This window comes from Ralstonia sp. 24A2 (assembly GCF_051783885.1).
In the GTDB taxonomy this organism is placed as follows: Bacteria; Pseudomonadota; Gammaproteobacteria; order Burkholderiales; family Burkholderiaceae; genus Ralstonia.
The window spans coordinates 848721-874298 of sequence record NZ_JBPVZD010000003.1 but is presented as its reverse complement, the minus strand read 5'-3'; the positions used below and the strand labels follow the sequence as shown (position 1 = coordinate 874298).

At 63.4% G+C, this 25578-nt stretch carries 23 protein-coding genes; 10 read left to right on the top strand and 13 right to left on the bottom strand.

Features of this window, described 5'->3' with window-relative positions:
- Positions 1–2 precede the first annotated feature (2 nt).
- Positions 3–1598 carry a peptide chain release factor 3 gene (locus ACS13N_RS21430; protein WP_438933615.1) on the bottom strand — a complete coding sequence of 532 codons (1596 nt, stop codon included), beginning with the start codon at positions 1596–1598 and terminating at the stop codon, positions 3–5.
- Positions 1599–1978: 380 nt separating this feature from the next.
- On the opposite strand from ACS13N_RS21430, the gene ACS13N_RS21425 reads away from it, so the two are divergent.
- Together ACS13N_RS21425 and ACS13N_RS21420 are read left to right on the top strand one after the other, a co-directional pair.
- Positions 1979–2206 carry a hypothetical protein gene (locus ACS13N_RS21425; protein WP_438933614.1) on the top strand — a complete coding sequence of 76 codons (228 nt, stop codon included), beginning with the start codon at positions 1979–1981 and terminating at the stop codon, positions 2204–2206.
- Between the two features lie 123 nt (positions 2207–2329).
- Positions 2330–2623 carry a hypothetical protein gene (locus ACS13N_RS21420; RefSeq protein WP_438933613.1) on the top strand — a complete coding sequence of 98 codons (294 nt, stop codon included), beginning with the start codon at positions 2330–2332 and terminating at the stop codon, positions 2621–2623.
- On the opposite strand, the gene ACS13N_RS21415 is transcribed toward ACS13N_RS21420, so the two are convergent.
- The 4 genes from ACS13N_RS21415 to ACS13N_RS21400 form a co-directional block, all read right to left on the bottom strand.
- Entirely contained in the window at positions 2620–3606 is a 987-nt protein-coding gene (locus ACS13N_RS21415) for a YihY/virulence factor BrkB family protein (protein WP_438933612.1), read from the bottom strand. The genes ACS13N_RS21420 and ACS13N_RS21415 overlap by 4 nt on opposite strands.
- An 83-nt stretch (positions 3607–3689) precedes the next feature.
- The gene (locus tag ACS13N_RS21410; RefSeq protein ID WP_438933611.1) at positions 3690–3998 is read right to left on the bottom strand and encodes a hypothetical protein; all 309 of its coding nucleotides are present in this window, start codon (positions 3996–3998) and stop codon (positions 3690–3692) included.
- 56 nt (positions 3999–4054) lie between these two features.
- Positions 4055–4222, bottom strand: coding sequence for a DUF1328 domain-containing protein (locus ACS13N_RS21405; RefSeq protein WP_438933610.1), 168 nt, complete (start codon positions 4220–4222; stop codon positions 4055–4057).
- 78 nt (positions 4223–4300) lie between these two features.
- A complete protein-coding gene (locus ACS13N_RS21400) occupies positions 4301–5701 on the bottom strand; it encodes a sigma-54-dependent transcriptional regulator (protein WP_438933609.1) in 1401 nt (466 codons plus the stop codon).
- A gap of 587 nt (positions 5702–6288) precedes the next feature.
- On the opposite strand from ACS13N_RS21400, the gene ACS13N_RS21395 reads away from it, so the two are divergent.
- Positions 6289–7419, top strand: coding sequence for a sigma-54 interaction domain-containing protein (locus ACS13N_RS21395; RefSeq protein WP_438933608.1), 1131 nt, complete (start codon positions 6289–6291; stop codon positions 7417–7419).
- Positions 7420–7628: 209 nt separating this feature from the next.
- Here the strand turns inward: ACS13N_RS21395 and ACS13N_RS21390 are convergent, their stop codons facing one another.
- Positions 7629–7949, bottom strand: coding sequence for a hypothetical protein (locus ACS13N_RS21390; protein ID WP_438933607.1), 321 nt, complete (start codon positions 7947–7949; stop codon positions 7629–7631).
- 324 nt (positions 7950–8273) lie between these two features.
- On the opposite strand from ACS13N_RS21390, the gene ACS13N_RS21385 reads away from it, so the two are divergent.
- The 3 genes from ACS13N_RS21385 to ACS13N_RS21375 all read left to right on the top strand — a co-directional run bounded on the left by ACS13N_RS21385 (position 8274) and on the right by ACS13N_RS21375 (position 11872).
- Positions 8274–9815 carry an RNA polymerase factor sigma-54 gene (locus ACS13N_RS21385; protein WP_438933606.1) on the top strand — a complete coding sequence of 514 codons (1542 nt, stop codon included), beginning with the start codon at positions 8274–8276 and terminating at the stop codon, positions 9813–9815.
- Between the two features lie 89 nt (positions 9816–9904).
- Positions 9905–11062: a glycosyltransferase gene (locus tag ACS13N_RS21380; RefSeq protein WP_438933605.1), complete on the top strand. Its 1158-nt coding sequence runs from the start codon at positions 9905–9907 to the stop codon at positions 11060–11062.
- 15 nt (positions 11063–11077) lie between these two features.
- A complete protein-coding gene (locus ACS13N_RS21375; protein ID WP_438933604.1) occupies positions 11078–11872 on the top strand; it encodes a DUF2334 domain-containing protein in 795 nt (264 codons plus the stop codon).
- On the opposite strand, the gene ACS13N_RS21370 is transcribed toward ACS13N_RS21375, so the two are convergent.
- The 5 genes from ACS13N_RS21370 to ACS13N_RS21350 all read right to left on the bottom strand — a co-directional run bounded on the left by ACS13N_RS21370 (position 11869) and on the right by ACS13N_RS21350 (position 17523).
- Entirely contained in the window at positions 11869–12405 is a 537-nt protein-coding gene (locus tag ACS13N_RS21370; RefSeq protein ID WP_438933603.1) for a phosphatase PAP2 family protein, read from the bottom strand. The genes ACS13N_RS21375 and ACS13N_RS21370 overlap by 4 nt on opposite strands.
- The gene (locus tag ACS13N_RS21365; RefSeq protein WP_438933602.1) at positions 12383–13555 is read right to left on the bottom strand and encodes a glycosyltransferase family 4 protein; all 1173 of its coding nucleotides are present in this window, start codon (positions 13553–13555) and stop codon (positions 12383–12385) included. The genes ACS13N_RS21370 and ACS13N_RS21365 overlap by 23 nt, the downstream gene beginning before the upstream one ends.
- 8 nt (positions 13556–13563) lie before the next feature.
- Positions 13564–14007, bottom strand: a complete 444-nt coding sequence (locus tag ACS13N_RS21360) for a hypothetical protein (protein WP_438933601.1) — start codon at positions 14005–14007, stop codon at positions 13564–13566.
- A 213-nt stretch (positions 14008–14220) separates the two neighbouring features.
- On the bottom strand, positions 14221–16572 hold the full coding sequence (locus ACS13N_RS21355; RefSeq protein WP_438934466.1) for a PAS domain-containing protein: 2352 nt from the start codon (positions 16570–16572) through the stop codon (positions 14221–14223).
- 168 nt (positions 16573–16740) lie between these two features.
- The gene (locus ACS13N_RS21350) at positions 16741–17523 is read right to left on the bottom strand and encodes a DUF4397 domain-containing protein (protein WP_438934465.1); all 783 of its coding nucleotides are present in this window, start codon (positions 17521–17523) and stop codon (positions 16741–16743) included.
- Between the two features lie 213 nt (positions 17524–17736).
- Here ACS13N_RS21350 and ACS13N_RS21345 point away from each other — a divergent pair, with 213 nt between their 5' ends.
- Positions 17737–19011, top strand: a complete 1275-nt coding sequence (locus ACS13N_RS21345) for an integrase (protein ID WP_438933600.1) — start codon at positions 17737–17739, stop codon at positions 19009–19011.
- 287 nt (positions 19012–19298) lie between these two features.
- Here the strand turns inward: ACS13N_RS21345 and ACS13N_RS21340 are convergent, their stop codons facing one another.
- Complete coding sequence (locus tag ACS13N_RS21340; protein ID WP_438933599.1) at positions 19299–20603, bottom strand: NCS2 family permease; 1305 nt, start codon at positions 20601–20603, stop codon at positions 19299–19301.
- Positions 20604–22125: 1522 nt separating this feature from the next.
- On the opposite strand from ACS13N_RS21340, the gene ACS13N_RS21335 reads away from it, so the two are divergent.
- The gene (locus tag ACS13N_RS21335) at positions 22126–23199 is read left to right on the top strand and encodes a replication protein RepA (RefSeq protein ID WP_438933598.1); all 1074 of its coding nucleotides are present in this window, start codon (positions 22126–22128) and stop codon (positions 23197–23199) included.
- Positions 23200–23276: 77 nt separating this feature from the next.
- Here the strand turns inward: ACS13N_RS21335 and ACS13N_RS21330 are convergent, their stop codons facing one another.
- Positions 23277–23480, bottom strand: a complete 204-nt coding sequence (locus tag ACS13N_RS21330; protein WP_021193171.1) for a cold-shock protein — start codon at positions 23478–23480, stop codon at positions 23277–23279.
- Positions 23481–23884: 404 nt separating this feature from the next.
- Here ACS13N_RS21330 and ACS13N_RS21325 point away from each other — a divergent pair, with 404 nt between their 5' ends.
- Both ACS13N_RS21325 and ACS13N_RS21320 read left to right on the top strand, forming a co-directional pair.
- Entirely contained in the window at positions 23885–24553 is a 669-nt protein-coding gene (locus ACS13N_RS21325) for an AAA family ATPase (protein ID WP_438933597.1), read from the top strand.
- Positions 24550–25557 carry a ParB/RepB/Spo0J family partition protein gene (locus tag ACS13N_RS21320; RefSeq protein WP_438933596.1) on the top strand — a complete coding sequence of 336 codons (1008 nt, stop codon included), beginning with the start codon at positions 24550–24552 and terminating at the stop codon, positions 25555–25557. Before ACS13N_RS21325 ends, ACS13N_RS21320 begins: the two co-directional genes overlap by 4 nt.
- The last annotated feature ends 21 nt before the right edge of the window (positions 25558–25578 follow it).

Sequence of the window (25578 nt, the reverse complement as noted above, 5' to 3'; positions counted from 1 at the left end):
TCTTAAACGATTTCCCGCGTCTCCAGGAACTGAATGTCCGGAAACCGCTCCTGCGTCAGCCGCAGGTTCACGTTGCTGGGCGCCAGGTAGACGTAGTCACCGGCACCATCCAGGGCCACGTTGTGGCCGGCCTTGTCGATCAGCTTGTCGATGTCTTCCGGTTTGCCCTTGAGCCAGCGGGCGGTCGCGCATTCGTGCGGCTCGAAAATGGCATCGACGCCGTACTCATGCTCCAGGCGGTGCGCCACCACGTCGAACTGCAGGATACCGACGGCGCCCAGCACCAGGTCGTTCGAGGCAATCGGGCGGAACATCTGCGTGGCGCCTTCTTCAGCCAACTGCTGCAAACCCTTCTGCAACTGCTTGAGGCGCAGCGGGTTGTTCAGGCGCGCGCGGCGGAAGAATTCCGGCGCAAACGACGGGATGCCCGTGAACTTGAGCGTCTCGCCTTCGGTAAACGCATCGCCCAGGCGGATCGTGCCGTGGTTGGGCACGCCGATGATGTCGCCGGCAAAGGCCTCTTCGGTAGTATTGCGGTCCTGCGCCATGAAGGTGATGGCGTTGTTGATGGAGACCGTCTTGCCGGTCGACACCTGCAGCAGCTTCATGCCGCGCTCGAAGCGGCCCGAGCACACACGCACAAAGGCGATGCGGTCACGGTGCTTCGGGTCCATGTTGGCCTGGATCTTGAAGACGAAGCCGGTGAACTTGTCTTCCAGCGGCTTGACTTCGCGCGTCTCGGTGGGGCGCGCCAGCGGCTCGGGCGACTGGCCCACCAGCGCATCCAGCAGCGACTGCACGCCGAAGTTGTTCACCGCCGAGCCGAAGTACACCGGGCACTGCTTGCCGGCCAGGAACGCCTCTTTGTCGAACGTGTGCGAAGCACCGCGCACGAGTTCGATGTCGATGCGCAACTCTTCGGCCTGCGAGCCGAGCACGCGATCCAGCTCGGGATTGTCCAAGCCCTGGATCAAGCCAGCGGTCGCACCCTTCTCGCTATCAGCGTTCGGGTCGAACAGCTGCACGGTGTCGTTCACCAGGTGATACACGCCCTTGAACGACTTGCCCATGCCGATCGGCCACGTCATCGGCGCGCACTGGATCTGCAGCACGCTTTCGATTTCGTCGAGCAGTTCGATGGGCGCGCGGCCTTCGCGGTCGAGCTTGTTGATGAACGTGAGGATGGGCGTGCTGCGCAGGCGGCAGACGTTAAGCAGCTTGATGGTCTGCGCTTCCACGCCGTTCACGGAGTCGATCACCATCACGGCCGAATCCACAGCCGTGAGCGTGCGATACGTGTCTTCCGAGAAATCTTCGTGGCCTGGGGTATCGAGCAGGTTGACGATGTAGTCGCCGCCGTCGTTCTGGTACGGAAACTGCATCACAGAAGACGTGACGGAGATGCCGCGCTGCTTTTCCATCTCCATCCAGTCGGAAGTGGCGTGGCGGTTGGCCTTGCGCGCGCGCACGGCGCCGGCCATCTGGATGGCGCCGCCGAACCACAGCAGTTTTTCCGTCAACGTGGTTTTACCCGCATCCGGGTGGGCAATGATGGCGAACGTCCGGCGGCGCCGGATCTCCTGCTGCAGCGTACTCACGGGCAAAAACCGAAAGGGAGGGGTGAAAAATGCGGATGAATGCACACATGGCGTGTGTGCTGGCCGGCGGGGGTCATCCTGACGGCCGATGGACTGCCCGATCGGAGCTGTCAATCCGGGGCAGCCGAGATTGTACGCGATCGGCGACCTTGCTTAGGATCAACTGACCCGGCGCGCAAGCAAGGGAAACTCCGTAGGAACCGTCCGCCGGATGGTGGAGACCAATACGGTGTCGGAATGCTCCGACAACCCTTTCGGAGACGGTGTTATCGAAGTTGTCATGAAGCTCCCGTATTGTGGAGGCCGTCGTGAAACCCACACGGTGTGGTGCTTTGCGACATTGAAAGAAAGTAAGAAGTTAAGAAGTAAGGAGTCCAATCGTGCGTAGTCGAACCCCTGTCGATCCCGCAGTGCAGCGCATTCTCGAGACCACCCGCAAGGCGTGGCAACTCGACGCGGAAAGCCTGCGTGCGGCGCGTCAGCAGCGTGCCGCCAATCGCCGCAAGCGGATCAAGGCTTTGCCGCAGGACAGCCTGCGGGCGCTCGCAGCGCTCGCCCTGCAAGCGGAAATTCTGGTAGTGCACAAGACCGTGGTGACGGTCGGCTAGTCGCGTCGTTTTCGTTTTCACCCGTATCCAGGGCCACAGTTGTGGCCCTTTTGTTTTGGGGCGCGACGTGTTGGGGCATGGCGGTTGCTTGGCAGTGAGGACGATTGCACTGCAGGAGCCCCCATGACAGAGTTGCCCCCCAAACCACCCGCCAACAGCGCCACCGTCACCACCCTGCATCCGCAGATCGATCACACCGCGCAGCGCGTGAAAGATGCCACGGCCGACGGCATCGACCGGCTGGCCGGCGTTGTCTCCGGCACGCTCACGCAAATCGACCGGCGCACCGAACAATTGAAGACACTGCACGCAAACGCGTCGGAGCAGGCGAGCAGTTCCATGCGCCAGCATCCGGCGCTGACTGTTGGCCTGGCCTTCGTAGCGGGCGTATTGCTGGAGCAGTTGACGCGGGACTAGCCCCGGCTGTCGCGCGTGCCGTTGGCCGTGCCAGCCGCCAGCGTCGGGTTGAGCAGCGCGGCCTGTGCGGCAGAACCGGCGGCAGCTCTGACCGCCTCTTCCTTGCGGCTGCCAAACAGCAGCGCGTACTGGCGCGTCACCAGCGCGCCAAAGAAGAAAATCTGCGCGGAATAGTAGATCCACAGCATCAGTGCCACTACGGACCCAGCCGCGCCATAGGAAGACGCCACCGCGCTGCTGCCAAGATACAACCCGATGAAGCGCTTGCCGAGCGAGAATAGGAGCGCCGTCACCACCGCGCCCAGCGCCACGTCGCGCCAGGCCACGCGCGTCTCGGGCAGCATCTTGAAGATGGTGCCGAACAACAGCGACACCACCGCAAACGCAAAGACGGAAGATACCGCCTCCGCCACCGGTGCGAAGAAACCCGCGCCCGCCCAGATCTCGCCCCAGAAGCGCTGGACCACCGCCAACGCGGCATTCACGATGAGCGAGACCAGCAGCAGAAAGGCCAGCACCAGGATCAAGCTGAACGACAGCAACCGTGCGCGCAGCAGCCCCCACAACCCGGACTGCTGGCGCGGCGGAACCTCCCAGAGTTCATCGAGGCTGCTCTTGAGTTCAGAGAACGCGCTGGTGGCGCCCACCACCAGCAGCACGACGGCGGTGATGGCGGCAAACAGGCCATGGCCGGAGCGCTTGGTGGCGGCCAGCACGGTCTCAACGGCGGCCGCGCCCTGGTCGCCTACCAGGCCCTTGATCTGCCCGAAGATCTCGCCGCGCGCGGCCTGTTCGCCAAAGAACAGCCCGGCAATCGAGATGACCAGCACCAGTACCGGCGCCATCGAGAACAGCGTATAGAACGACAGCGCCGCGCCTTTGCTGGCCGCGCGATGCACAGACCACTGCCGTCCCGCCCCGATCAGCACGTGGGCAGAACGCTTGAGCACATCGCGGTCGATGAAGAAGGCAGCCAGGCGCATGAACGGTCCTTGAGGGAGGCGGCACGGGCAGGCCCACGCCGCCCTCGAGCGTAGTCAGCCCGCAGCATACGCGCAAGCGGGGCTCAGAGGTCGTCGTCGGTGCCCAGTAGCCGGCTGATGAGGAAGCCCGCACCAAAGGCCAGCGCAATGGTCGCCAGCGGATGCGTGCGCATGCAGTCCACCGCATCGTTGGCAAAGCGTTGTCGCGATACGCGCCATTGCTCGCGACGGGTTACTGCCTCATCGAGTGCATCGGCGGCCGCGCCGGCGGCGCGGTCGATGGCCTGGGCGGTGGTCGCTTTGACGCGCTCGGCTGCCTGCACCACATCTTCGCGGATCAGGTTGCCGCTGCCATCGGATTTGGGAAACGGGTTGGTCTGGGACGGTTCCATGGGTCTGCGCTCCTGAGGTTGCATCGCGTGTCGATACGCACAAGGTTGGCTGCCCCTCACCTGCGCCCGGCCATCAAACCCCAAAGCAGACTCACCACGAACAGCACCACGAAGATCATGAACAGGATCTTGGCGATACCGGCTGCACTGGCAGCGATGCCGCCAAACCCAAGCGCGGCCGAGATCAGCGCGATGATGAAAAAGATGACGGCGTAACGCAGCATGGCAACCTCCTGTGCGGTGTGGATACCCACCGTCAGCAAGCTGCGTACCGCGCCCGGAACATCACCGAAGTGCGCGACCTACGCCTCGGTGGCGTGCGGTCGGCCTGACCCTGAATGGGTGCTGTCGTCACCGCCTTCGCTGTTGCCGTATTCCTCCAGTCGGTTGTAGAGCGTCTTCAGGCTGATGCCGAGCAGCTCGGCCGCGCGCTTCTTCACGCCGCCGCATTGCTCCAGCGTGGCCAGGATGATCTTCTTGTCGGCGCTGGCCAGCGACGTGCCCACCGGAATCGTCAGCGTGGAGCCGGACGTGGTTTGTGTGCTCGACACCTGCAGCGGCACGTTGGCCGTGTCGATACCCGCGTCGTCCGACAGGATGAACGCGCGCTGCACATAGTTGCGCAGCTCGCGCACGTTGCCGGGCCAGTTGTAGGCACGCAGCGTGTCCATCGCGGGCGGCAGGAAAGCCTTCTTGGTGTTGTTCTGCGCGTTGAGCTGGTCCAGGAAATGCTGCGCCAGCAGGTCAATGTCCTTGCCGCGCTCGCGCAGCGGCGGCAGTTGCAGCGGGAACACGTTCAGGCGGTGATACAGGTCAGCACGCAGCTTGCCGTCGGCCACGGCCTCTTCCGGGTCGCGGTTGGTGGCGGCAATCACGCGCACGTCGGAGTCGATCTCGCGGTTGGTACCCACGCGCATGAATACGCCGGTCTCCAGCACACGCAGCAGCTTGACCTGCAGCTCGATCGGCATCTCGGTAATTTCATCGAGGAACAGCGTGCCGCCGTTGGCGCGCTCGAAGTAGCCCTTGTGCTGGCGGTCGGCACCGGTAAAGCTGCCGCGCTCGTGGCCGAACATTTCCGACTCGATCAGGTTGGGCGAGATGGCGCCGCAGTTGACCGGCAGGAAGGGCTGCTTGCGGCGCAGGCTCAGATCGTGGATGGTCTGCGCGGCCAGCTCCTTGCCGGTGCCGGACTCGCCGATGAGCAGCACGGTCGCCTCGGTGGGCGCCACGCGGCTGACCTGGTCATATAGCGTCTGCATGGCCGGCGAGTTGCCGAGCATCTGGCCGAACAGGCCCAGCCGGCGCAGCTCGCCGCGCAGGTTGCCGATCTCGGCTTTCAGATCACCCGGGCGCGGAATGCGCGCGAGCACAGATTTCAACCGCTGGAAGTTGACCGGCTTGACGAGGTAGTCGGCCGCACCCATGCGCAGCGCCTCAACGGCGGTCTCCACGCTGGCGTGGCCGGTCATGACGATGATCTCCGTGCCGGAGTGCGGCGCGATGTCTTCCATCAGGTCCATGCCGTTGCCGTCGGGCAGCAGCAGATCGATCAGGATGGCGTCGGGGCTGTGACGCGACATCTGAATGCGCGCATCGCGCAGCGAACCGGCCTGCGCGGTGGTGAACCCTTCCGCACTCACCAGCTCACCCAGGGCGGCGCGAGCGTTGGCATCGTCTTCGACAATCAGAATATGTGGCATCTCGATTCGATTGGTTGGCCGGCGATTCGATTGGACCGTCGGCGGTCAATGCGTGGGGCAACTGCGGGCCTTCCATGCGCGGGCAGGCGGCAGGTGCAAAAAGTATTCCATCGCAGACCCGCTTGGCGGCGGGCGCAGTGGTTGCGCAGCCAAGCCCTAGTGCCGGTGCAGAGATCGGTAACTTTTACACGTTCTCGTGCAAGAAAAGACTCGGAGGCGTCACTCCGGGTGGCCGGCCCGACCAAGCGGACGTGATCTCAGCATAGGTGAGAAGGCCAAGGCTTCGCCACCCGCCGGACCGAATGAGCACCGGATGGACACGATAGACCGCCTGAGGGGGAGAAGCGGGAGTGAAACCTGCGCCCCGCCAACGTCTCGGACCCATTTCTTGTCAGCGTTTGGCCGACAGGATGGCCGAAACGTCAGCGCATGCCTGACATACAACGCGCTAGGGCGGCCCCGATAATGGCTCAACTTTTTAACACAATGTGACGGGATGACGACGCGCCAAGCCATCGGGAGCCAGCATCGCTGAACAGGCGGCTCCGTGCCGGGACGTCCCCGTCGTGACCGACCACGAGGGAGCCATGTCCTTGAGCGAAGCCAACGCCTTCGACCGTGCAGTCACTACCGGGCGCCTACGCTGCCCCCCGGGCCTGACCGAACTCGCCGAATTCGACGATGCCGATCACGTGCCGGCTGAAACCGACACGCCTGCCAGCCAGGCCACCTCAATCACACAAGCGATCGCGGAGCCAGATTTCGGCCACCTCTATGGCCGCTCGCCGGTGATGCGCGCGCTGTACAAACAAATCGGCAAGGTATCGAACACGCTGGCCACCGTGCTCATCATGGGCGAATCGGGCACCGGCAAGGAGCTGATCGCGAGCACCGTGCATGACATGAGTGCGCGGGCCGACCAGGCCTTCATCGCCGTCAACTGCGGCGCCATCTCGCCCAACCTGATCGAGTCCGAACTGTTCGGTCACGAGAAGGGCAGCTTTACCGGCGCGGCGCAGCGCCATATCGGCTACTTCGAGCACGCCAGCGGCGGCACCATCTTCCTGGACGAGATCACCGAGATGCCGGTGGAGATGCAGGTCAAGCTGCTGCGCGTGCTGGAGACGGGCGTGTTCATGCGCGTGGGCGGCACCGAGCCGATCCAGACACGCGTGCGCATCATCGCGGCCACCAACCGCAATCTGATGGAAGCGGTGGCCGACGGCGCCTTTCGTGAAGACCTGATGTACCGTCTGGCCGTGGTGCCGCTGCAGGTGCCGCCGCTGCGCGAGCGCGACGACGACATCGAAGAGCTGGCCCTGCACTTTCTCGCGCAGTTCAATGCTGCGCACCAGACGGACAAGGTGTTCTCGCGTATGGCACTCAACGTGTTGCGCAGCCACGCCTGGCCCGGCAATGTGCGCGAGCTGCGCAACGCCGTGCAGCGCGGCTACATCCTCGGTGAGAAAACCATCGAGCTGACGGCGCCGCTGGCATCGCCGCGCGGCCCTGCGCAGCCAAGCGTCAAGGAAGGTGTGCTGAGCCTGTCGGTGGGCGTGACGCTGGCCGACGCGCAACGCACGCTGATCCTGGCCACGCTGGAGCACTTTCATGGTGACAAGCGCCAGGCGGCCAAGACACTCGGCGTGAGCCTGAAGACGCTGTACAACCGGCTCGACCTCTACCAGACCACGGCCACCGCCAGCATGGCAGCCTGATCCGGCGCTTTCTCGACGTTTCAAACCGCACGCACCCACGCTGAAGTCTCAGCGCGGATGCGTGCGCGTGCGCTCGCCCGGGTGCTCATGCGGCGCGCGACGGGGTGGAGGGTCCATTGCGGCGTGCCTCCATCGGCCCGCCTGCGGTAGTGTCAACCATTGGACTCGCATGGCGGGCCTCCTCACGTGGTGTTGGTCAGACAGGTCGGTTACTGGCTTTGCTTGGTCGCACCCGATGGTGCAGCGCTGGCGCCTGCTGCTGCAGCGTTGCCCGAGCTTGACGTGTCACCCGCACTGGCGCTGCCAGATCCACCCGACTTGCTCGAAGACTTCGCGTGATGCGACTTCTTGTGCTTGGGCTTCGGCTTGGCGCCTTCGGCATTACCGTCGGCAGGCATGGCATCGGTGCCCGCCTTGGGCGCATTGGTCGGCGCATCTGCCGGAGCGGGATTGGTCTGGGCCAAGGCCGTCGTCATGCCGAGGGCCAGGACGGCGCCCGCGAGGGCGGCAGTCAGCGTGCGTGATTGCATCGGTTTCTCCTTACGTGTGACGGTGATTGAACGCGAAGCCGACTGATTGCCGGCTTCCCGGTCACCACAGCAACGTATGTACCTGCCATGCCACCTGTTGCGATTGCGCGGCATCGCACGATCTGGGCCCATGTGCGGCCGCCGCGCTGTCATGTGCCGGCAACAATGCGCATATAAAAACGACATGACCATGTAGAAACGGCGTGCCAGCCACCTGCAAACCCTTGTCGCATCTAGGTTCTATGGCATGGCACACGCTTTGCATCGATGGAGGGTCATGTCGGTCGCAAGACTGGCGCCCACTCACCCAAGGAGGCAAGGCGAATGGTCAAGGCCGCTCTCGAAATGCGGGCGAAGCAGCATCTCGCGCTGACGCCGCGGCTGCAGCAGTCCGTGAAGCTGTTGCAGTTGTCCGCCAACGAATTTGCGCAGGAAATGCAAGAAGCGCTCGCCAGCAACCCGTTCCTGGAAGAGGTCGAACAGGAGGCCCAAGAGACCGGACGGCAGCCTCAGGCTGATGGTATGGACCCGATGGCCCGCACGGGTGAGGTGTCTGCCTCCGCCGAACCGAACGATGCGGCCGCTGACACCACGCACGCAGAGGAAGCGCCGCCCGAAACCACCATCAGCGCCATCGAAACCGATCCGGCCATCGCCGCATCGGAAGAGTTTCCTGCAGACTTCAGCACCTATTACAGCCATAACGGCAACCACCATGGCGATGGTGAAGACAGCGACATCGGCGAATGGGTGCACGCCACCCCGAGCCTGCGCGAACATCTGCACGAAGAGCTGCTCAGCTATCGCTTGTCCGAGCGCGACCGTGTGCTGGCGCAGACCGTGGTTGAAGCACTGGACGATGACGGCTACCTGCGCCAGCTGCTCTCTGAGCTGATCCCGCTGGCCCCCGTGGAGCCCATACCCACCGAGAAGGAAATGCAGATCGCGCTGGCGCTGGTACAAAGCCTGGACCCGCCGGGCGTGGCCGCGCGTGACCTGTCCGAATGCCTGCGCCTGCAGATCGAGGCGCGTCCGGCCGGCGTTGGATACGGCGCAGAAGCCGAAGAACGCATTCAGGAGATCGCGCAGGACATCGTGCGCAGCCACCTGTCGCGTCTGGCCAAGCGCGAGTTCGTACTGATGCGCCGCGCACTCGGCTGCACCGAAGATGAACTGCGCGACGCCTGCGCACTGATCCGCTCGCTGGACCCGCGCCCGGGGCAGCGCTTCTCGCAGGCGCACGCGGGCTACGTCGTGCCCGACGTGTTCGTCACCAAGATCAAGGGCAAGTGGATTGCCATCACCAACCCGGCGGTGGCGCCGTGTGCGCGCATCAACAAGGTCTATGCCGAACTCTTCGCACAGACGCGCGGCCACCACCGCACACCGCTGGCGCATCAGTTGCAGGAAGCGCGCTGGCTGATCCGCAACGCGCAGCAGCGCTTTGCCACCATTCAGCGCGTGGCCGAGGCCATCGTCGCGCACCAGAAACACTTTCTGGAATACGGCGAGGTGGCCATGAAACCGCTGGTGCTGCGCGATGTTGCCGAAGAACTCGGCCTGCATGAGTCGACCATCTCGCGCGCCACCGGCAACAAGTACATGGCGACGCCGCGCGGCATCTTCGAGTTCAAGCACTTCTTCTCACGTCAGCTCGCCACCGACACGGGTGGTGCATGCTCGGCCGCCTCGGTGCGGGCGCTGCTCAAGGAGATGATCGAAGCCGAAGACGCCGATGCGCCGCTCTCCGATGTATCGCTCGCCAAAATGCTGGCCGAGCAGGGCGTGATCGTCGCGCGCCGCACGGTCGCCAAGTACCGCGGGCTGATGCGCATTGCACCGGCCGAACTGCGCCGCCAGGTCTGACCACGCTGCCCACCCAACAGGACAACGGGACGCCCGTGCGCAAGCTGCCAAACCACCACACTCACCGCGACCACGCTGACGACGCTGCAATGTCGTCGCCCCACCTGGCCGATGTGACGATGTTCTGGGCGGCGGAGGGCGGCGGCGTCAAACGCTACCTGCGCGCCAAGCACGACTTCCTGCGGGAGACGCACTGGCGGCACACGCTGGTGGTGCCGGGCGCGGCTGACGATGCGTCCAACGAAGTGGCTGTGGTGCCCGGCGTACCGTTGCCGATGTCGGCGGGCTACCGCGTGCCGCTGCGTTGCGGCCCGGCCGAGCGCGCACTGTGTGCGTTGTCGCCGGACCTGATCGAGGCGGGCGACCCGTACCGGCTGTCGTGGGCGGCGTTGCATGCGGGTGCGCGGCTGCAAGTGCCGGTGGTGGCGTTCTGCCATTCGGATCTGCCGGCCTTCTTCCGCCGTCTGGGCGGGCCGCCTGCTGAACTGGCGGCGACGGCCTATGCAAGCAAGCTGTATCCGCACTTCGACACGGTATTCGTGCCCAGCCGCTACATCGCGCAAAAGGTGGCGGAACTAGGCGTGCAGCGCATGGAACTGCAACCGTTGGGGGTGGACACGCGCCTGTTCCACCCCGCACGACGCTCGCTGCGCTGGCGCGCGCAGCTTGACCTGCCACGCGACGCGCGCGTGCTGCTCTATGTGGGCCGCTATGCGCCGGAGAAGAACCTGCACGTGCTGTGCGACGCCGTGGACAAGCTCGACGACGGCACCGTGTTGGTCACCATCGGTTCTGGTCCGACGCCACCGCACGGCAGACACGTACGCGCCCTGCCATATGAAGGCGATGCACAGCATTTGGCTGCAGCCATGGCCAGTGCGGATGCCTTCGTGCATGCGGGCGATCAGGAAACGTTCGGCCTTGTTGCATTGGAGGCGATGGCCAGCGGCGTGCCGGTCGTGACGTGCTCGGCCGGCGGCCTGGCCGAGCTGGTGAACGAGACCGTCGGCTATACCGTGCCGCACTGCCGCGCAGACGATTTCGCGCAGGCACTGCGTGCACTCGGGCAACGCGATCCGGTAGCGCTGGCGCATGCGGCACGCCGCCATGCCATGCAATACGACTGGCGCGTCGTGCTGCCGCAACTGCAGCGCCGCTATCTGGCGCTGCTCGGCCGACAGGCCGACATGACCAACGAAACACGACGCCCCGCCCGCGAACGCGTGCGCGCCACCCGTACCCGATAAACGAACCCATCCACCATGTCGCGCTACCTGGTCATTGCCATGCACGATGTCACGCCCGCTACTTGGCCGGCATGCATGGCGTTGCTTTCCGCGTTGGATGAAGTCTGCCGGGTACCCAAGTCGCTGCTGGTCATTCCCAACTTCCACCGCGGCCCCACCGCGCGCAACAGCGAGCGCTTCTGCCGCATGATGACCGAGCGCATGAGCGAAGGGGATGAGCTTGTGCTGCACGGCTACGCACACCTGGACGACCAGCCCCTCGGCGGCTTTGTTGATCAGTTGATCCGCACGCGCTACACGGCGGGCGAAGGCGAGTTCTCGGCAATTCCCCTGGCGGCGGCGCGCGCGCGCATTGAAGCCGGTGCCGCCTGGTTTTCCGCCAACGGCTGGCCGCTGCATGGCTTTGTCGCACCGGCATGGCTGATGAACGCAGCCACGTGGCAGGCCCTCGACGCGCTACAGCTGCGCTACACGACCACGCTGCAACGCTTCTACTTGCTGCATCCGACGCGCGCCCTGAAGGCGCCCTGCCTGACCTACAGCGTGCGGTCTGACGCGCGCCGGCTGGTATCGCGCTATTACTTGCGCTGGCTGACGCGGCAACACGCAAACACGCCGTTGCTGCGTCTGGGCCTGCATCCGGCCGATGCGGCCTATCCGGACGTCATCCGCCACTGGCAGGAACTACTGGCTGCCTGCCTGGAAACACGCACGCCGGTTACCAAGAACGGCTTTGCGCAGGTGTTTGCACAGGCATTGATGGGCGGCCCGGAAGCCTCCCAGGCCGGCCGCCCTCTGACGTCGTACTAGAACAGCCACACCGACAGCCCGCCAATCAACATGCCGAGCCCGGCACCGGCCAGCACATCGCTCGGGTAGTGCAGGCCAAGCACGACCCGCGACAGCGCAACCATGAGCGTGAACGGCACCAGCGCCAGCGCCATGCGCGGGTAGTACGCGGCCATCACGATGGTGAACGACACGGCGTGCAGCGTGTGCCCGGACGGAAAGCTGAACTGGTCGAGCACGCGGCCGCACAGGTGGATCTCCTCGCAGGAAAGATACGGGCGTGGCCGGCACACGCAGCGCTTGAGGAGGATGTAGATAACGAGCGAGAGCAACCCTGTAAGGCCCATCTGCTTGGCACACTCCCAGCCGGTGTCCCCGCCAATCACGGGCAGCGCGGCCATCAACGCGTACCACAGCATGCCGTCGCCCAGGCGGCTGACGCCGCGATAGAACCGCATGGCTACCGCATCGCCGGCAACGTGGTTGAGCGCCACGGCCAGTTGGCGATCGCGCTCGCGCCAGCGCTTCCAGTCAGGCCAGGCGTGGGTCGCCATCGTAGGCCTCGCCGGTGGTGGCCGCGTGATGCACGGCCATGAGCGCCGCTTCAAAACGTTCAAGCACACGCGGCCAATCCAGTTGCTGAGCGGTCAGCCACGCGGCATGGCCAAGGCGTTTGCGTTGCGCCACATCGACGGCGAGTTGCACGGCCGCATGCGTCAAGCCAGCCGCATCCCCCACGGGTACGGGCCAACCGTTTTCACCCGCGCGCAGGTGCATGCCCGCTGCTGCGGTATCGAATGCCACCACCGGCAAACCGCTGGCCATGGCTTCAACGACGACGTTGCCAAACGTCTCCGTCACGCTGGGGAACAGAAACAGATCGGCCGAGGCATAGTGCGTGGCCAGCGCTTCGCCGTGCTGCATGCCGGCAAACACGGCATCGGAACAACGCTGCTGCAGCGTACGCCGCAGCGGGCCATCACCCACCAATACCAACCGCGCACTGGGCATGCGCCGGCGCACAGCGTCGAATGCGGCCAGCGCAGCATCCAGGTTCTTCTCCACCGCCAAGCGCCCCACCATGAGCACCACCGGCGCATCGTCGGCAACACCCCACTGCGTGCGCAACGCGTGGCTGCGATAGTGCGGCGCGAACTGACGCGCATCGACACCGCGCGTGCTGACGGTCAAGCGCGTGAAACCGAATTCGCCCAACTGCCGCTGCAGCTCGCGCGTGGGGACAAAGGTACGGTCCGTGCGGTTGTGAAAGGCACGCAAGTAGCCGCGCACCAGCACCTCGGCACCTTCCCATGCGTAGTGGCGCCCGTACTCATCAAAGCGCGTACGGAAGTCCGAGGTAACCGGCACCCCCAGCCGCCGCGCCGCCTGCATGGCCGACCAGCCAAGTGGCCCCTCGGTCGCCACATGCACCAGATCAGGCCGGTGCAACTGCCACGCGCGCAGCAAACGACGCCGCACAGGTAAGCCCATTCGCAAATCGGGATACAGCGGGATCGGTACACCCGGCACGCGCAACGTGTCGTCTACCCACGCTGGCTGGCCGGCATCGATGGCACGTTGGCGTGGACGCACGAGCATCACGTCGTGCCCGCGCGCATGGAGAAACGCAACCGTGCGCGCAGCCGTCAGTGACACGCCGTTCAACTCCGGCGGCCAGGTCTCGGTCACATAGGCAAGACGCATGGCGCCGCTCACCGTTGGTGCTCGCTGCTGCGCGAGGGCTTGCCGGCGTCACCGCGCTTGTCGGCCAGTTCGTCGGCGCTATGGTTGGCGACCTGGCGGTCGCGGTCTTCGCGATTGGCCGTGCAGCGTTCGCGCACCACGCGTTCAATGCCGGGTGTGTTGTGCAGATCGGTGTCGAGCTGGCCGCTCTCGATGTCGCGCGCCGCTTGTTCGATGTTGGCACGCGGGCCGGAGCGCTGCTCGTCCAATCGCTGATCGCGCTCATGTGGCAGACAACCCGACGTCCCGGGCGCGGCCGCTGGTGTCTCGTGATCGTGTTCAGGTTTGCCGAGCACGCGGTCGACACGTTCGCCAATGGGCCCGGCATCGGGTGCGCGCGGCGGCGTGGTGTTTGCCGATGGCTCGTCGCGCTGGTTCGGGCTATGCACGGTGGCGCGCGGGTGCGGGTTCATGGCGCCCTCCTGCGGACGAAACCTCGATACCCAGCCCCCCGCAACCGGCGTGCCACACCAGCGTGCGGGTGCGCATGGCCATGGCAAGATGCGCGCTACGCATGTGCCATGCGACAACAGCATCCGAGTGCTGCCAAAGCAATCGTCTCACTTGTCGCGTAAGGGTTACCTGTGTGGCGTGTAACGCTTGCGTGCGCAGGATGTGCCCGTCGCCTACAGCCGCGCCAGAACGCGCAGCGCACGCACCAGATCGTGCGGCGATACCGGCTTGACCAAGTGCTCATGGAAGCCGCTCGCCAGCGCGCGCACACGGTCATCCGGCTGCGCAAATGCGGTCAAGGCGATGGCCTCGATCGGTGCCGCGCCGGCGGGCAAACGCTGACGCTCCCACCAACGGACCTTCTGCAGGATCACGTAACCATCTTCATCGGGCAGCGCGATGTCGCACACCATGACCTGCGGGCGCGCCGATGGCCCCCAGGCATCGAGCTGCAGAATGGCTTCCTGACCGGAGCCGACACTGCCAACATCCGCTCCAACCTGCGTCAGCAGCGTCGCCAGCGCATCGCGCGCGTCTTGCTGATCATCGATGAGCAGCACGCGCAAACCAGCCAGCGAAGGCAGTGGCCCATTGCGCGCGGGGTCTTCTGTCAACGGTGCGGTCAACTCGGCGCCGGCGTGCAACGGCAGGTAGACGGTGAAGGTTGCGCCGCGGTGTTCGCCGTCACTGTGCGCATGCAGGCGGCCGCCGTGCAGTTCGGTCAAACGCTTGACGAGTGCAAGCCCAAGGCCCAGACCACCAGTGTGTCGCGTGTGCGAGTCATCCGCCTGGCGAAACGGGTCGAACAGATACGGCACGAAGGCCGGCGCGATGCCCCGGCCGTTGTCACGCACCACGATGCGGACCACCTCGCCCACTAGGTCGGTCGACAGCCAGACGTCACCACCTTCCGGGGTGAACTTGATGGCATTGGTGAGCAGGTTCCAGACGATCTGCTGGATGCGATCCGCATCACCGTCGATCTCGTGCGCCTGCAGTGCAGAGGAGGTATGCAGCGTGATGTGGCGATCGGCGGCCAATGCGTGCACGCTGTTGAGCGCACTCTCCAGCGCAATGCGCAGCGTGAAGGGTTCACGCGTCAGGCGCAGCTTGCCGCTCATCACCCGCGTGGCATCGAGCAGGTCTTCGATCAAGCGCACCTGCTGCTCCACACCGGCCTTGATACCGGCCAGCGCGCGTTGCATCAACGGCGCGCCGCCCGATATCTGGTTCTCAAGCACGTAGGCCCAGTTCTGAATGCCGTTGAGCGGCGAGCGCAACTCGTGCGACACCACCGCCAGGAACTGATCGCGCGCCAGCGCGGCGGCTTCTGCCTGAGCACGTGCGGCCTGCTCGCGCAGCAGCAGCGCATTGCGCTCACGCTCGGCCTCGGTGCGCTCGGTCACGTCATAGACAATCAGCAGTGCTGCCTCCATCTCGCCAAAGCGGTCGGCTTCGGGAATCACGCGTGCGTTGTAGTGCGTGATACGCGTGCGCTCCGCGTTGGCTTCCAGATGCAGCGTCAAGGTCTGCTCGGTGCCGGTCTCGAATGCCAGGCGTGTTGCCTCATCTAGCGGCGCTGCCACGCTGGTCGGCAACGGCGACTCGGTCAACGTCTGGCCGGTCATGTCGGCCGGCGTCACGCCAAAGGCTTCGGTCACGGCGCGGTTCACATAGACACAGCGCAACTCGCGATCCAGCCGCGCAATCACGTCCGGCGCGTTCTCGACCAGCGTGACGAACTCGCGCTGATGGCGAAAGCGTTCGCGCTCGACTTCCTTGCGCTCGGTAATGTCCTCCACCACACACACCAGCGCCTGCACGCTGCCGTCCGCTCCATGCTGCGGCGCGTAGGAAGCGTGCACAAAGCGGCGGCCGATATCGCGCGGGTACTCCAGCTCCATCTCGAAATCGACACGGCGGCCGGAGAAGCCTTCAGCCAGTTGGGCCTGCACGCGCGCGTAAGCCGCGTCCCCCATCAGCTCACGCAGATGGCGCCCCAGCACGTCGTCCACCTGTAGCCCGAAACGTTGCGCATATGCATGGTTGGCAAAGCGCACACAGTGCGCGATGTCGATCTGCACCAGCGGAAACGGCACGCTCTCAGTCAGCCATTGCAACTGGAATTCGGATTCAGTGAGCGCGGCCAGCGCCTGCTGGCGCTGCGTCACGTCTTCGAGCAGGCCCACGGCATGGGCCGGTGCACCTTGGGTATGCGGCATCAGGTCGCCGCGCTCGCGAACACGGTGCTCGACATGATCCGCGCCGATCCAGCGGTACTCGAGCGTGAAACCCTGCCCGCGCGCCAAGCCATTCCAGGCTGCGCGCAGCGCCACGTGGTCCCCCGGGTGAACATGTGCCAACCAGTGCTCGCGCGCACCGCACAAGGTCTCGGGCCGTACGCCCCAGCTTTGCGCGGCGGCGCTCACGTGCAGGCGTGTTCCCGCCAACGGATCGTCAACCCAGAACACGTCGAGATGCCGGCCGCCGTCAGGCGCGGGCCGTACAGGCTGTGTGCCGTCCATCGTTGCCGACAGGTTGACTGCAGATTCGCTCATCCCATCCCCCAGGCCAGCCTTGCGTGTGCCGGCGCGTAAGCCTCGTACCTTCAGCTTGGGTAGCAGATTTCGTTCCTGGGCCGGCACAAACGAAGCGTGCCCGCGATTGGCGGGCACCCGCGCGTGCGAATGCGCTTACTTTGACGGCAGTTCGGCGGCCGTCTGCGAAGCACCGTTGGCCTGCGCCACCAGCACCCGAATGGCGTTTGGCGTGACCGCGCCCACGCCGCCGGCAGGCAGTGTGGTGATCAGCCAGTCGGCGTTGTTGGCCAGGCTGAACGGCTGCGAAGCGAAGATGACGTTTTTTGTACCGGCCGTCGTCACGCTCACCCGGTACGTGCCGCCGTCCAGGTAGATCGAATCCTGCGTGCTGGCCGGCGATGCGGCGCCATATGACGCACCACCCATGGTTGGCGAGAGGGGAGTGATGTCGGCATTCGGTGCGGTCACATACACGTCAACGTTGTTCGCGTTGTACGACGCGTTGAAGGTACGCACGCGCGCCTTGTCCGAGAGAAGCGATTTGTTGTACGGATCATCGATGATCGACAGGCTGGTGGCCGTACCGGTGGCCGCGACGATCGCCAGTGCGGTATAGCGATGCCCATTGGCCGGCGAGAAGCTCGCCGTGGCCAGCGGCGCGGATGTGCCGGCACTCGCCACGGTCGCGACCGTCGGCACCGCGTCGATACCGAAATAGTTGCTGATGTTCTTGAAGCCGACGTTGGCAATCTTGACGGAGCCGTTCACGCCAAAGTCGACGTTCTGAATGAACGGGTTGGCATGCACCGTGCGGTACTGCGGCGAGCTGGTGCCGATGATCTGCCCGATGTCATCATCGCCACCGCCGCACGCCGCCAACGCGCCCAGTGCGCCCAATGCAAGCGCGGCGGCAATCTTCCTGATCTGATTCTTCATCATCTTCAACCTCGGAGGAGTATGTCTTGGAGCAGGCGGCAACCATGCAGCGCACCCGCGTGTGTGTTGTCCAATGCGACGCTCGCCTACCGAGCACGGCGCGTGCCCGCACCTGTTGAATCCACGCTCCAGCGAGATACCTGACGCAGCGTGCAAGCGCGTCTCGCTATACTTGCGCGATCCACACCGCCCTCGTACACGACGCGTTCCAGCATGTCCGAACCGCGCCCGGCAGACGCCGCGCCCCTTCCCGATAGAGCCACCCCCCAGGCGGATCTGCAAGCGCTCACGCAAGATCGCGAACGTGTGCAGGCGTGGCTCGACGCACGCGCAACAGGCGCGCGCGCGGTGGGTGCATCCACGCTGTCGCAATACCGCGTGGAAGCGGAGCGCGTGTGCTGGTATGCGCGCACATTCGGCAAGCCAATCGCCACCTGGCTGCGTGACGACGCCGTCGCGTATCTGCGCTTTTTACAAGAACCACCCACATGGGCAATCAGCGCGCGCGGCATCGAACGTGACGCCACCGACTGGACACCGCTGCGCGGCCCGCTCTCGGTGCGCTCCACGCGCCAGAGCAGTGTGATCGCCGCCAACCTGTGCGGCTGGCTGCAGCGCACCGGTTATCTGCGCACGAACCCGTTTCTCGACGACGACGCGATCGTCATCACCGTACCGGCACCGAGCAGCACATCCCCCGCATCCTCAGCACCGCAAACGGCGGCTGCGGAATCCGATGCCTCGCTGAGCGCCGCCGACATGGCACTGCTGGTGGATGCCGTGCGCGCACGCGTGGCGTTGGGTCGTGAAGCGCGCCTGCGTCAGGCACGCGACCGCTTCCTCGCTGAGCTTCTCGCGCATGCGGGCCTGCGCGTATCGGAACTCGTAGGCGCACGCATGGGCGATGTGGCCTTGCATGCCGTACCCGCTGCACAGGCGGCATCCGATGGCACGCTGCCAGCGTCGGTCTGGTTGCTGACAGTCGGCAGCGGACGCTCGCAGCGCTGGCTGCCATGCGATGCGTTGATGGTCACGCTGCGCGAGTACCGTGCGGCGTTTGGCCTATCGCCGCTGCCGCTGCCCGAAGAAGCCACGCCGCTGCTTCTGTCGATCCGCAAGCGCTCGCCACGGCGTGCCGACGGCAGCATCATCGATTCCCCCGCCCTGCGCCGCGATTTCGGTGAACGCAAGGGCATCGCCTCGCGCTCGCAGCTGCTGCAGATCGTCAAAGCCATGCTCGACGAAGCCGCAGACTATGCGCGCGCCGCCGGCCAGACCGATGCAGCAGCACGCCTGGCGAATGCGTCGCTGCGCGGCGTTCGTGGGGCACACCTGCGCGAGCGCCTCGCCGCCGGTGAGGCGGCTGCCGACGTTGCGCATGCGCTCGGCTTGGCAGCGTTACCCACTGCCGCTGCACGCGCACGCGAAGCCAATCTGGCCGCCAGCATTGCCGAGGCGGCACGCAAACTGGCCACGCCGTCGGCCTGACATTCCTCCACACATCACGCAGAAACGGGTACGCACCGTAGGTGTTTGCCGGGTTCGCCCCGATCGTTGAAACCGATTGTCGGCGCGATTCTCGCAACAGTCGTCACTCACATCGTCCGCAGAAATGGGTACGCCTGGCAGCGCAATCGTCTACAAGAGCACGCAGAAACGGGTACGCTCACGCCTAGAATCGCACGCAGAAATGGGTACGCTTTTGGTGTGCGGGCAAAAAAAAACGCGGACTCGAAGGTCCGCGTTGTTTGACTACCGCTGGCTGCACGGCGTGTTCAGTGTCCGCCCGAGAGATAGAAGAAGCGGAACAGGAATACCGCCGAGATGATCCACACGATGATCGGCACCTCGCGCATGCGGCCTGTGAACAGCTTCAGGCCCGAATACGTGATGAAGCCGAAAGCGACGCCGTTGGCGATCGAGTACGTGAACGGCATCATGAGTGCGGTCAGCACAGCCGGCACGGCTTCGGTAGTGTCTTCCCAGTTCAAGTCCACGAGCTCGCGCAGCATCAGGCAGGACACATACAGCAGCGCGGGGGCGGTCGCATAGGCGGGCACCACGCCAGCCAGCGGCGAGAAGAACAGGCACAGCAGGAACAGCACGGCCACCGTCAGCGCGGTCAGGCCCGTGCGGCCACCGGCCTGCACGCCCGAGGCGCTTTCAATGTACGCCGTGGTGGACGACGTACCCAGCAACGAACCGGCCATGATGGCCGTACTGTCGGCCAGCAGCGCCTTGTTCAGGCGGTCCATCTTGCCCTCCTTAAGCAGGCCTGCGCGGTTGGCCACGCCCATCAGCGTGCCGGTGGCATCAAACAGCTCCACCAGGAAGAACACCAGCACCACATTCAGGATGCCCACCGACAGTGCGCCCATGATGTCGAGCTGCATCAGCGTCGGCGCCAGCGACGGCGGCATCGACACCACGCCATGGAAGGTGTTGCCGGCAAAGAAAAAGCTGGCCGCCGTCACAGCCAGGATGCCGATCAGGATAGCGCCCTTCACACGCAGGTGGTCCAGCGCCACTATCAGGAAGAAACCGATTACCGCCAGGATGACCGAAGGCTGATGCACATCGCCCAACGTCACCAGCGTCGCCGGATGACCGACGATCAGCCCCGCGCTATGCAGCGACACGATGCCCAGAAACAGCCCGATACCCGCCGTGATCGCCACACGGATCGAATGAGGAATCCCGTTGACGATCATCTTGCGGATGCCAAACAGGCTCACCAGCATGAACAGGCAGCCCGAGATGAACACCGCGCCCAGCGCCGCCTGCCACGGAAAGCCCATGCCCTTGACCACAGCGTATGCAAAGTACGCGTTCAGGCCCATGCCCGGCGCCATGGCAATCGGGTAGTTGGCATACATCCCCATGATGATCGTGCCGATCGCCGCAGCGATGCAGGTGGCCACGAACACGGCGTCGTGCGGCATGCCCGCGTCGGCCAGGATGTTCGGGTTGACGAAGATGATGTACGCCATCGTAAGGAACGTCGTCAGACCAGCAAGCACTTCCGTGCGAACGTCGGTCTGGTGTTCCTCGAGCTTGAAGGTGCGTGCAAGCCAAGTCATGCGGGTTGTCTCCTCTTGTTGTGAAGTGTCATCGCTGGCCAGCCCAGGGTAGAGCCGGATCCCCCCGATGCACGCCCACCACGGGGCGAGGCCACTCTGAACAAGATTCCGACACGCCAAAGCTGGCCGGTCGAAATACTGTGCATTCAGACGGAATGATGGAAAACGCGCCGGCCAAGTGCTAGTTGGCGCGACGCGCGGGATGCGCATGATGCCCGAAACATTGACGGTCCGCACGTGCGCGTCCGCGCTTGTCCGCCTGCCCGAACACGGCCCGTCGCGTCGCACAAACCGTACCCATTTCTGCGAAACCGCGATGTCGTGCGATCCTGCTGGCGATTGGCGTACCTGTTTCTGCGTGCCGGTTCGCAGAAACAGGTACGCCTGGCGCTGAGAAAACGTCTCGTCTCGCGAAAACTGCCGTGATAGTGGGTGGGCGTACCTGTTTCTGCGTGACATCGAAAACCTCTGCGTACCCGTTTCTGCGGTCAAGCGTGTTCTCTGATACAGGCAATGCGAACCAGTTTCTGCGTAAACCTGAAAGGGAAGGCGTACCCGTTTCTGCGGGGATATGACGGAAGGGGCGTACCCGTTTCTGCGAGGAAGGGCATAGACCCGTGAGGAAGATGCGAACCCATTTCTGCGGATGGGTACGCAGAAATGGGTTCGCTTACGGTGCGGCTATACAAGACAAGCCGTTGGTGGATAAGGGTTTTTACCCGCAGAAACAGGTACGGCCATGCAGGATGACACCTGCTCAGCCGGCCTGCATCCGGGCGATGCGCCATCAAGTTTCAGCGATGAAAGTTCTGCTTCCCAGCGCCAACGACAATTCGGGAGGCCGCGCATCGGCACTACCGCTGCCCCGCGCTCCGCAGAAACAGGTACGCACGAATTCGACGTAGATGGTTTGAAGCGTGTGCTCGCTTTTTTGTAAATCCATTTGGGACCAGGCCCTCATGAAGACACGCTGTTCAACCACGCGCAGAATTGGGTACGCATAAGCGCGAACGATTTGTCGGCTAGAACGCAGAAACAGGTACGCTTTGAGCCAGCACACGCGAGATATGGCCGTTTCGGCCGCAGAAACGGGTACGCACCGCCTGAGGCACTTCGTTTTTTCGGCTGTCTCCGCCAGTTTTCTGTGGATAACACTGTGGACAACCCCATGTTGTCCCCGCAGAAACGGGAACGGGCTTTGCGCAGAAGCGGGTACGGTTTCACGCAGAAGCAGGTACGCGACCACGCAGAATCAGGTTCGGCCCTTCGCAGAATCGGGTACAAAATGCCCCCCTGAACCCAATGCTGACAAGGCTTTGCGGGGCGCGTATACGGTTTACCTGTAGTAAACGTAGAAGGTATAGATAACTTGTAGTGAGGAAAGGTCCCCCGTGGACAACCCTTCAGGTTGCCCACCGATGCCCTTCCCGCAACAACGAGTGAAAATCAGAGAACGTACCCAATTCTGCGTGACAAGCCGAAGGCGTTTTAGTACAAAGGCTCTGAACAAATCTCGCGCACCATGGTCACCAAACGCCTTACACCCAACGGGAAGCCGGACGACACTTCGCCCAGCCGCATCATCATCCCCTCGGGAGGGCAAGTCATTGCCGCACCGGAGAAATTTCAGCGCCTCTTCGATGAAGCCCAGGCGATGGAACGCGAAGACGCCTGGCAAAGCGGCGAAGTCGGGTTCCTCAGCCGTGCCAGCGTGCAAGTCACCCTTCCCTATCGGGCTCCCAAGGGCTCGCCGCCGGTCTGGACGCGCTCCAGCGGCAACATTTCGCTGATGATTCAGCCTGGGTACTTCACACAACAACGTTCGGAGCGGGCCACCAATGGCCGGCAACGCATCGTTTCGGAAACCGTCTCTTTCGGCTATCCCTATGGCTCATATCCACGGTTGATGCTGGCCTGGATCGGCAAGGAAATCATGGCCAAGAAGAAACGCGGCGAATTCCAGGGCACGGTGGAAGACCGGCGCATTTCGCTTGGCAACTCGTTGTCGGAGTTCATGTACAACCTGGGCATTCCGATGGCCACGGGGGGCAAGCGGGGCACCATGACGCTGGTACGCCAGCAAATGATCCGCCTGTTCTCGGCGACGATTGCCATCGTGCAGAACAAGTCCGCGCCCACCCAGAATCAGAACCAGGAACCGCTGTCGATCGACCGCATCGGCTATCTGCTCGCCGATCAACTGTCGACCTGGTGGGATCCGATGCAGCCAGGCCAGGGCTCAATGTTCGAGAGCTTTGTGGTGCTTTCTGAGCCGTTCTTCAACGAGCTCGTGAATCGCCCTGTGCCTGTGGATATGCGGGCGTTGAAAGCGCTCAAGCAATCGCCGTTTGCGCTCGACGTGTATTCGTGGCTCACCTATCGCTTCTTTACGATCCAGAAGCGCACGGAAATCCCGTGGGAAGCCCTGCAGATGCAGTTTGGTACCGAGACCGAGAGCGAGCGGAAATTCCGCGCCCTGTTCCGTAAGGCGTTAAAAGACGTGCTGGTCGTCTATCCGGATGCCAAGGTGGATGCAGATTCGTCGAAGGCGCTGATCCTGCAGCCGTCACGTACCAGCGTGCGAAAGCTGGCCTGAAGCAAAATTTGCTGCGGGCAAAAAGAAAGGGGAGCCGAGGCTCCCCTTTTTCATCTCAGGCGATCAGCCCGAAATGCTTATTCCGGCTTGATCGCCGAGGCTTGCAGACCCTTCGGGCCTTGCTTCACCTCAAACGAGACCTTCTGGCCGTCCTTCAGGGTCTTGAAGCCCGAACCCTGAATTTCGGAGAAGTGCGCGAACAGATCTGCGCCGCCGCCGTCCGGAGTGATGAAGCCGAAGCCTTTGGTTTCGTTAAACCATTTGACAGTACCCGAGGCCATGCAAAAATTCCTTTAAAAAAACAAAAAAACAAGTCATCCAGCCGATCCGGACATCGCACGAAGAGTCCGGCTGATTCCGAATCCTGCGTAGACAAAGTCTTCAGACGACTGTCTAAGCATCATAACCAGTTTGGGGCACAGTGTCGATGGTCGGGATTTCTTTGTAATGTCGCTTTTCTGCACACTGGTAAACACCTAGGAAGCACGCAGATACCGGGCTGAACGCGTGAGGTTATGCGCCAAAGACCGCATTTACATCTCAATTTAGGTGGATTGAAGGCCACTAGTGTTTGCTAAGGCTTATTTCATCATTTGTATAAATTGAATTTTATTGATCTTGTGTTTTCACGTTCTCTTCCCTAAGATGAGCGCTACTGACTTTCAGCGCTGAAAGTGGAGGACCAGTGAGCGCCAAGATCGTAACGGTATTCAATCAGAAGGGCGGGTGCGGCAAGACGACGGTCAGCATGCACATCGCCGGAACTCTCGGCTTGCGAGGCAATAAGACGCTGCTGGTCGACATGGATGAGCAAGGGACAGCGACCCGCTGGGCAGCGCAGGCCCCAGATGAGAAGCCGTTCCCCGCCTCCGTCATTGGGCTGGCGCCGTCAGGCGGCGCGATGCATCGGGAAGTTCGCAAGTTTGTAGGCGACTATGACTACATCGTGGTCGATTGTCCGCCCGCGGTACATTCCCCTTCTTCGTCGAGTGCGTTGCTGATTTCAGACATTGCCTTGATTCCAGTTGTGCCCTCGCCGCCTGATCTCTGGGCCGCAGTCGCAGCAAAGGCACTCGCCCAGCAAGCACAGGTGACCAACGAGACGCTACGGATTCGCGTGCTGGCCAACATGGTTCAGCGACGTGTATCCCTCGCCAAGCAAGCCATTGAGATTCTTGGTGATGATGGTGATATTCCGTTGATGGATTCCATGATCGGTTCGCGTTCGGCATTCCGAGAATGCCAGGCAATCGGCGCCACAGTGCACGGCGTACCGGGCGCGCGGGAAGCGGTCAATGAAGTCGACATCATGGTCGACGAGGTGTTGCAGTTGTTGCAGGAGGAACGTGTATGAGCGCGAAGCTGAAATCGCTCAAGGATGGGATGCTGGCGGGTATCGCAGCAGAAAAGACCAAAGCTGCCCCCGTCGACAGGTTTGCGTTGGCTGAACAGGCCATCACCTCGCACCCGAGGGGCTTGCTTGGGCAACCCGTGGCGCCCGTTTTCAGCGCTGAAAGTTCGACGCCTGCGAATACTTCTGAGCGCCGTGTCATCAAGGTTCCGCTGGAGCGCCTGCAGGAAAATCCGCTCAACGCACGGCGTATCTACGACCCGCAGATCGTGCAGGAACGGGCTGCCTCGATTGCCACGCACGGGCAGCAAACGCCTGGCTTAGCTGCCCCCGATCCCGCCAAGCCTGGTTGGTATGTCCTGATCGACGGTCACTACCGCAAGCGCGCCCTGGCCGCGGCGGGCAAGGCCGAGATGGACTGCTTCATCGAAGACGGACTGTCTGATATTGATTTCTATCGCTTGTCGTTCGTGCTGAACGAGCAGCGTTCGGGGCAGTCGGTGCTCGACAATGCGATTGCTTGGCGCCAGTTGCTGGACGAAGGAAAAGTAAAAAAAGAAGAAGATATTTGCGAAATTACCGGTGTGTCAGCCGGTACGGTCAATAAGACCCTGGCGCTGCTGAAACTGCCGGAAACCGTGCTGGACGTGATGAAAGAGCGCCCGGCTGGAATCGGGATTGCGACCGGCTACGAGCTGACGCTGTACTTCAAGAGCGCCGGAGAGGAGCGCACACGTGAACTGGTACATCGGGTGCTCGAAGAAGGTTTGTCGAGCCGTGATGTTGAACAGATTCGAAAAGTGGCCCAGGAGGGGCGTACCCGAAAGGTCAAGGAAGTCAGTCGCCAATACAAGATCCGTAGCAGTGAAGGTGATCTTCTCGGCACAATTAAGGAATGGGACTCCGGCCGCGTCATGCTGGATGTGAAGCTGCAAGATCGAGCTGCACGGGAATCCTTGGTAGAGGCGCTGAAAAGTCGCTTTGGCCTAGACATCGCATTGCTGTAACTGCCTCCTCAGATCATCGAA

Coding starts and splice junctions, on each gene's coding strand:
- ACS13N_RS21420 (WP_438933613.1), top strand. CDS start 2,330: ATGACAGAGTTGCCCCCCAAACCACCCGCCAACAGCGCCACCGTCACC.
- ACS13N_RS21415 (WP_438933612.1), bottom strand. CDS start 3,606: ATGCGCCTGGCTGCCTTCTTCATCGACCGCGATGTGCTCAAGCGTTCT.
- ACS13N_RS21410 (WP_438933611.1), bottom strand. CDS start 3,998: ATGGAACCGTCCCAGACCAACCCGTTTCCCAAATCCGATGGCAGCGGC.
- ACS13N_RS21405 (WP_438933610.1), bottom strand. CDS start 4,222: ATGCTGCGTTACGCCGTCATCTTTTTCATCATCGCGCTGATCTCGGCC.
- ACS13N_RS21400 (WP_438933609.1), bottom strand. CDS start 5,701: ATGCCACATATTCTGATTGTCGAAGACGATGCCAACGCTCGCGCCGCC.
- ACS13N_RS21395 (WP_438933608.1), top strand. CDS start 6,289: ATGTCCTTGAGCGAAGCCAACGCCTTCGACCGTGCAGTCACTACCGGG.
- ACS13N_RS21390 (WP_438933607.1), bottom strand. CDS start 7,949: ATGCAATCACGCACGCTGACTGCCGCCCTCGCGGGCGCCGTCCTGGCC.
- ACS13N_RS21385 (WP_438933606.1), top strand. CDS start 8,274: ATGGTCAAGGCCGCTCTCGAAATGCGGGCGAAGCAGCATCTCGCGCTG.
- ACS13N_RS21380 (WP_438933605.1), top strand. CDS start 9,905: ATGTCGTCGCCCCACCTGGCCGATGTGACGATGTTCTGGGCGGCGGAG.
- ACS13N_RS21375 (WP_438933604.1), top strand. CDS start 11,078: ATGTCGCGCTACCTGGTCATTGCCATGCACGATGTCACGCCCGCTACT.
- ACS13N_RS21370 (WP_438933603.1), bottom strand. CDS start 12,405: ATGGCGACCCACGCCTGGCCTGACTGGAAGCGCTGGCGCGAGCGCGAT.
- ACS13N_RS21365 (WP_438933602.1), bottom strand. CDS start 13,555: ATGCGTCTTGCCTATGTGACCGAGACCTGGCCGCCGGAGTTGAACGGC.
- ACS13N_RS21360 (WP_438933601.1), bottom strand. CDS start 14,007: ATGAACCCGCACCCGCGCGCCACCGTGCATAGCCCGAACCAGCGCGAC.
- ACS13N_RS21355 (WP_438934466.1), bottom strand. CDS start 16,572: ATGGACGGCACACAGCCTGTACGGCCCGCGCCTGACGGCGGCCGGCAT.
- ACS13N_RS21350 (WP_438934465.1), bottom strand. CDS start 17,523: ATGAAGAATCAGATCAGGAAGATTGCCGCCGCGCTTGCATTGGGCGCA.
- ACS13N_RS21345 (WP_438933600.1), top strand. CDS start 17,737: ATGTCCGAACCGCGCCCGGCAGACGCCGCGCCCCTTCCCGATAGAGCC.
- ACS13N_RS21340 (WP_438933599.1), bottom strand. CDS start 20,603: ATGACTTGGCTTGCACGCACCTTCAAGCTCGAGGAACACCAGACCGAC.
- ACS13N_RS21335 (WP_438933598.1), top strand. CDS start 22,126: ATGGTCACCAAACGCCTTACACCCAACGGGAAGCCGGACGACACTTCG.
- ACS13N_RS21330 (WP_021193171.1), bottom strand. CDS start 23,480: ATGGCCTCGGGTACTGTCAAATGGTTTAACGAAACCAAAGGCTTCGGC.
- ACS13N_RS21320 (WP_438933596.1), top strand. CDS start 24,550: ATGAGCGCGAAGCTGAAATCGCTCAAGGATGGGATGCTGGCGGGTATC.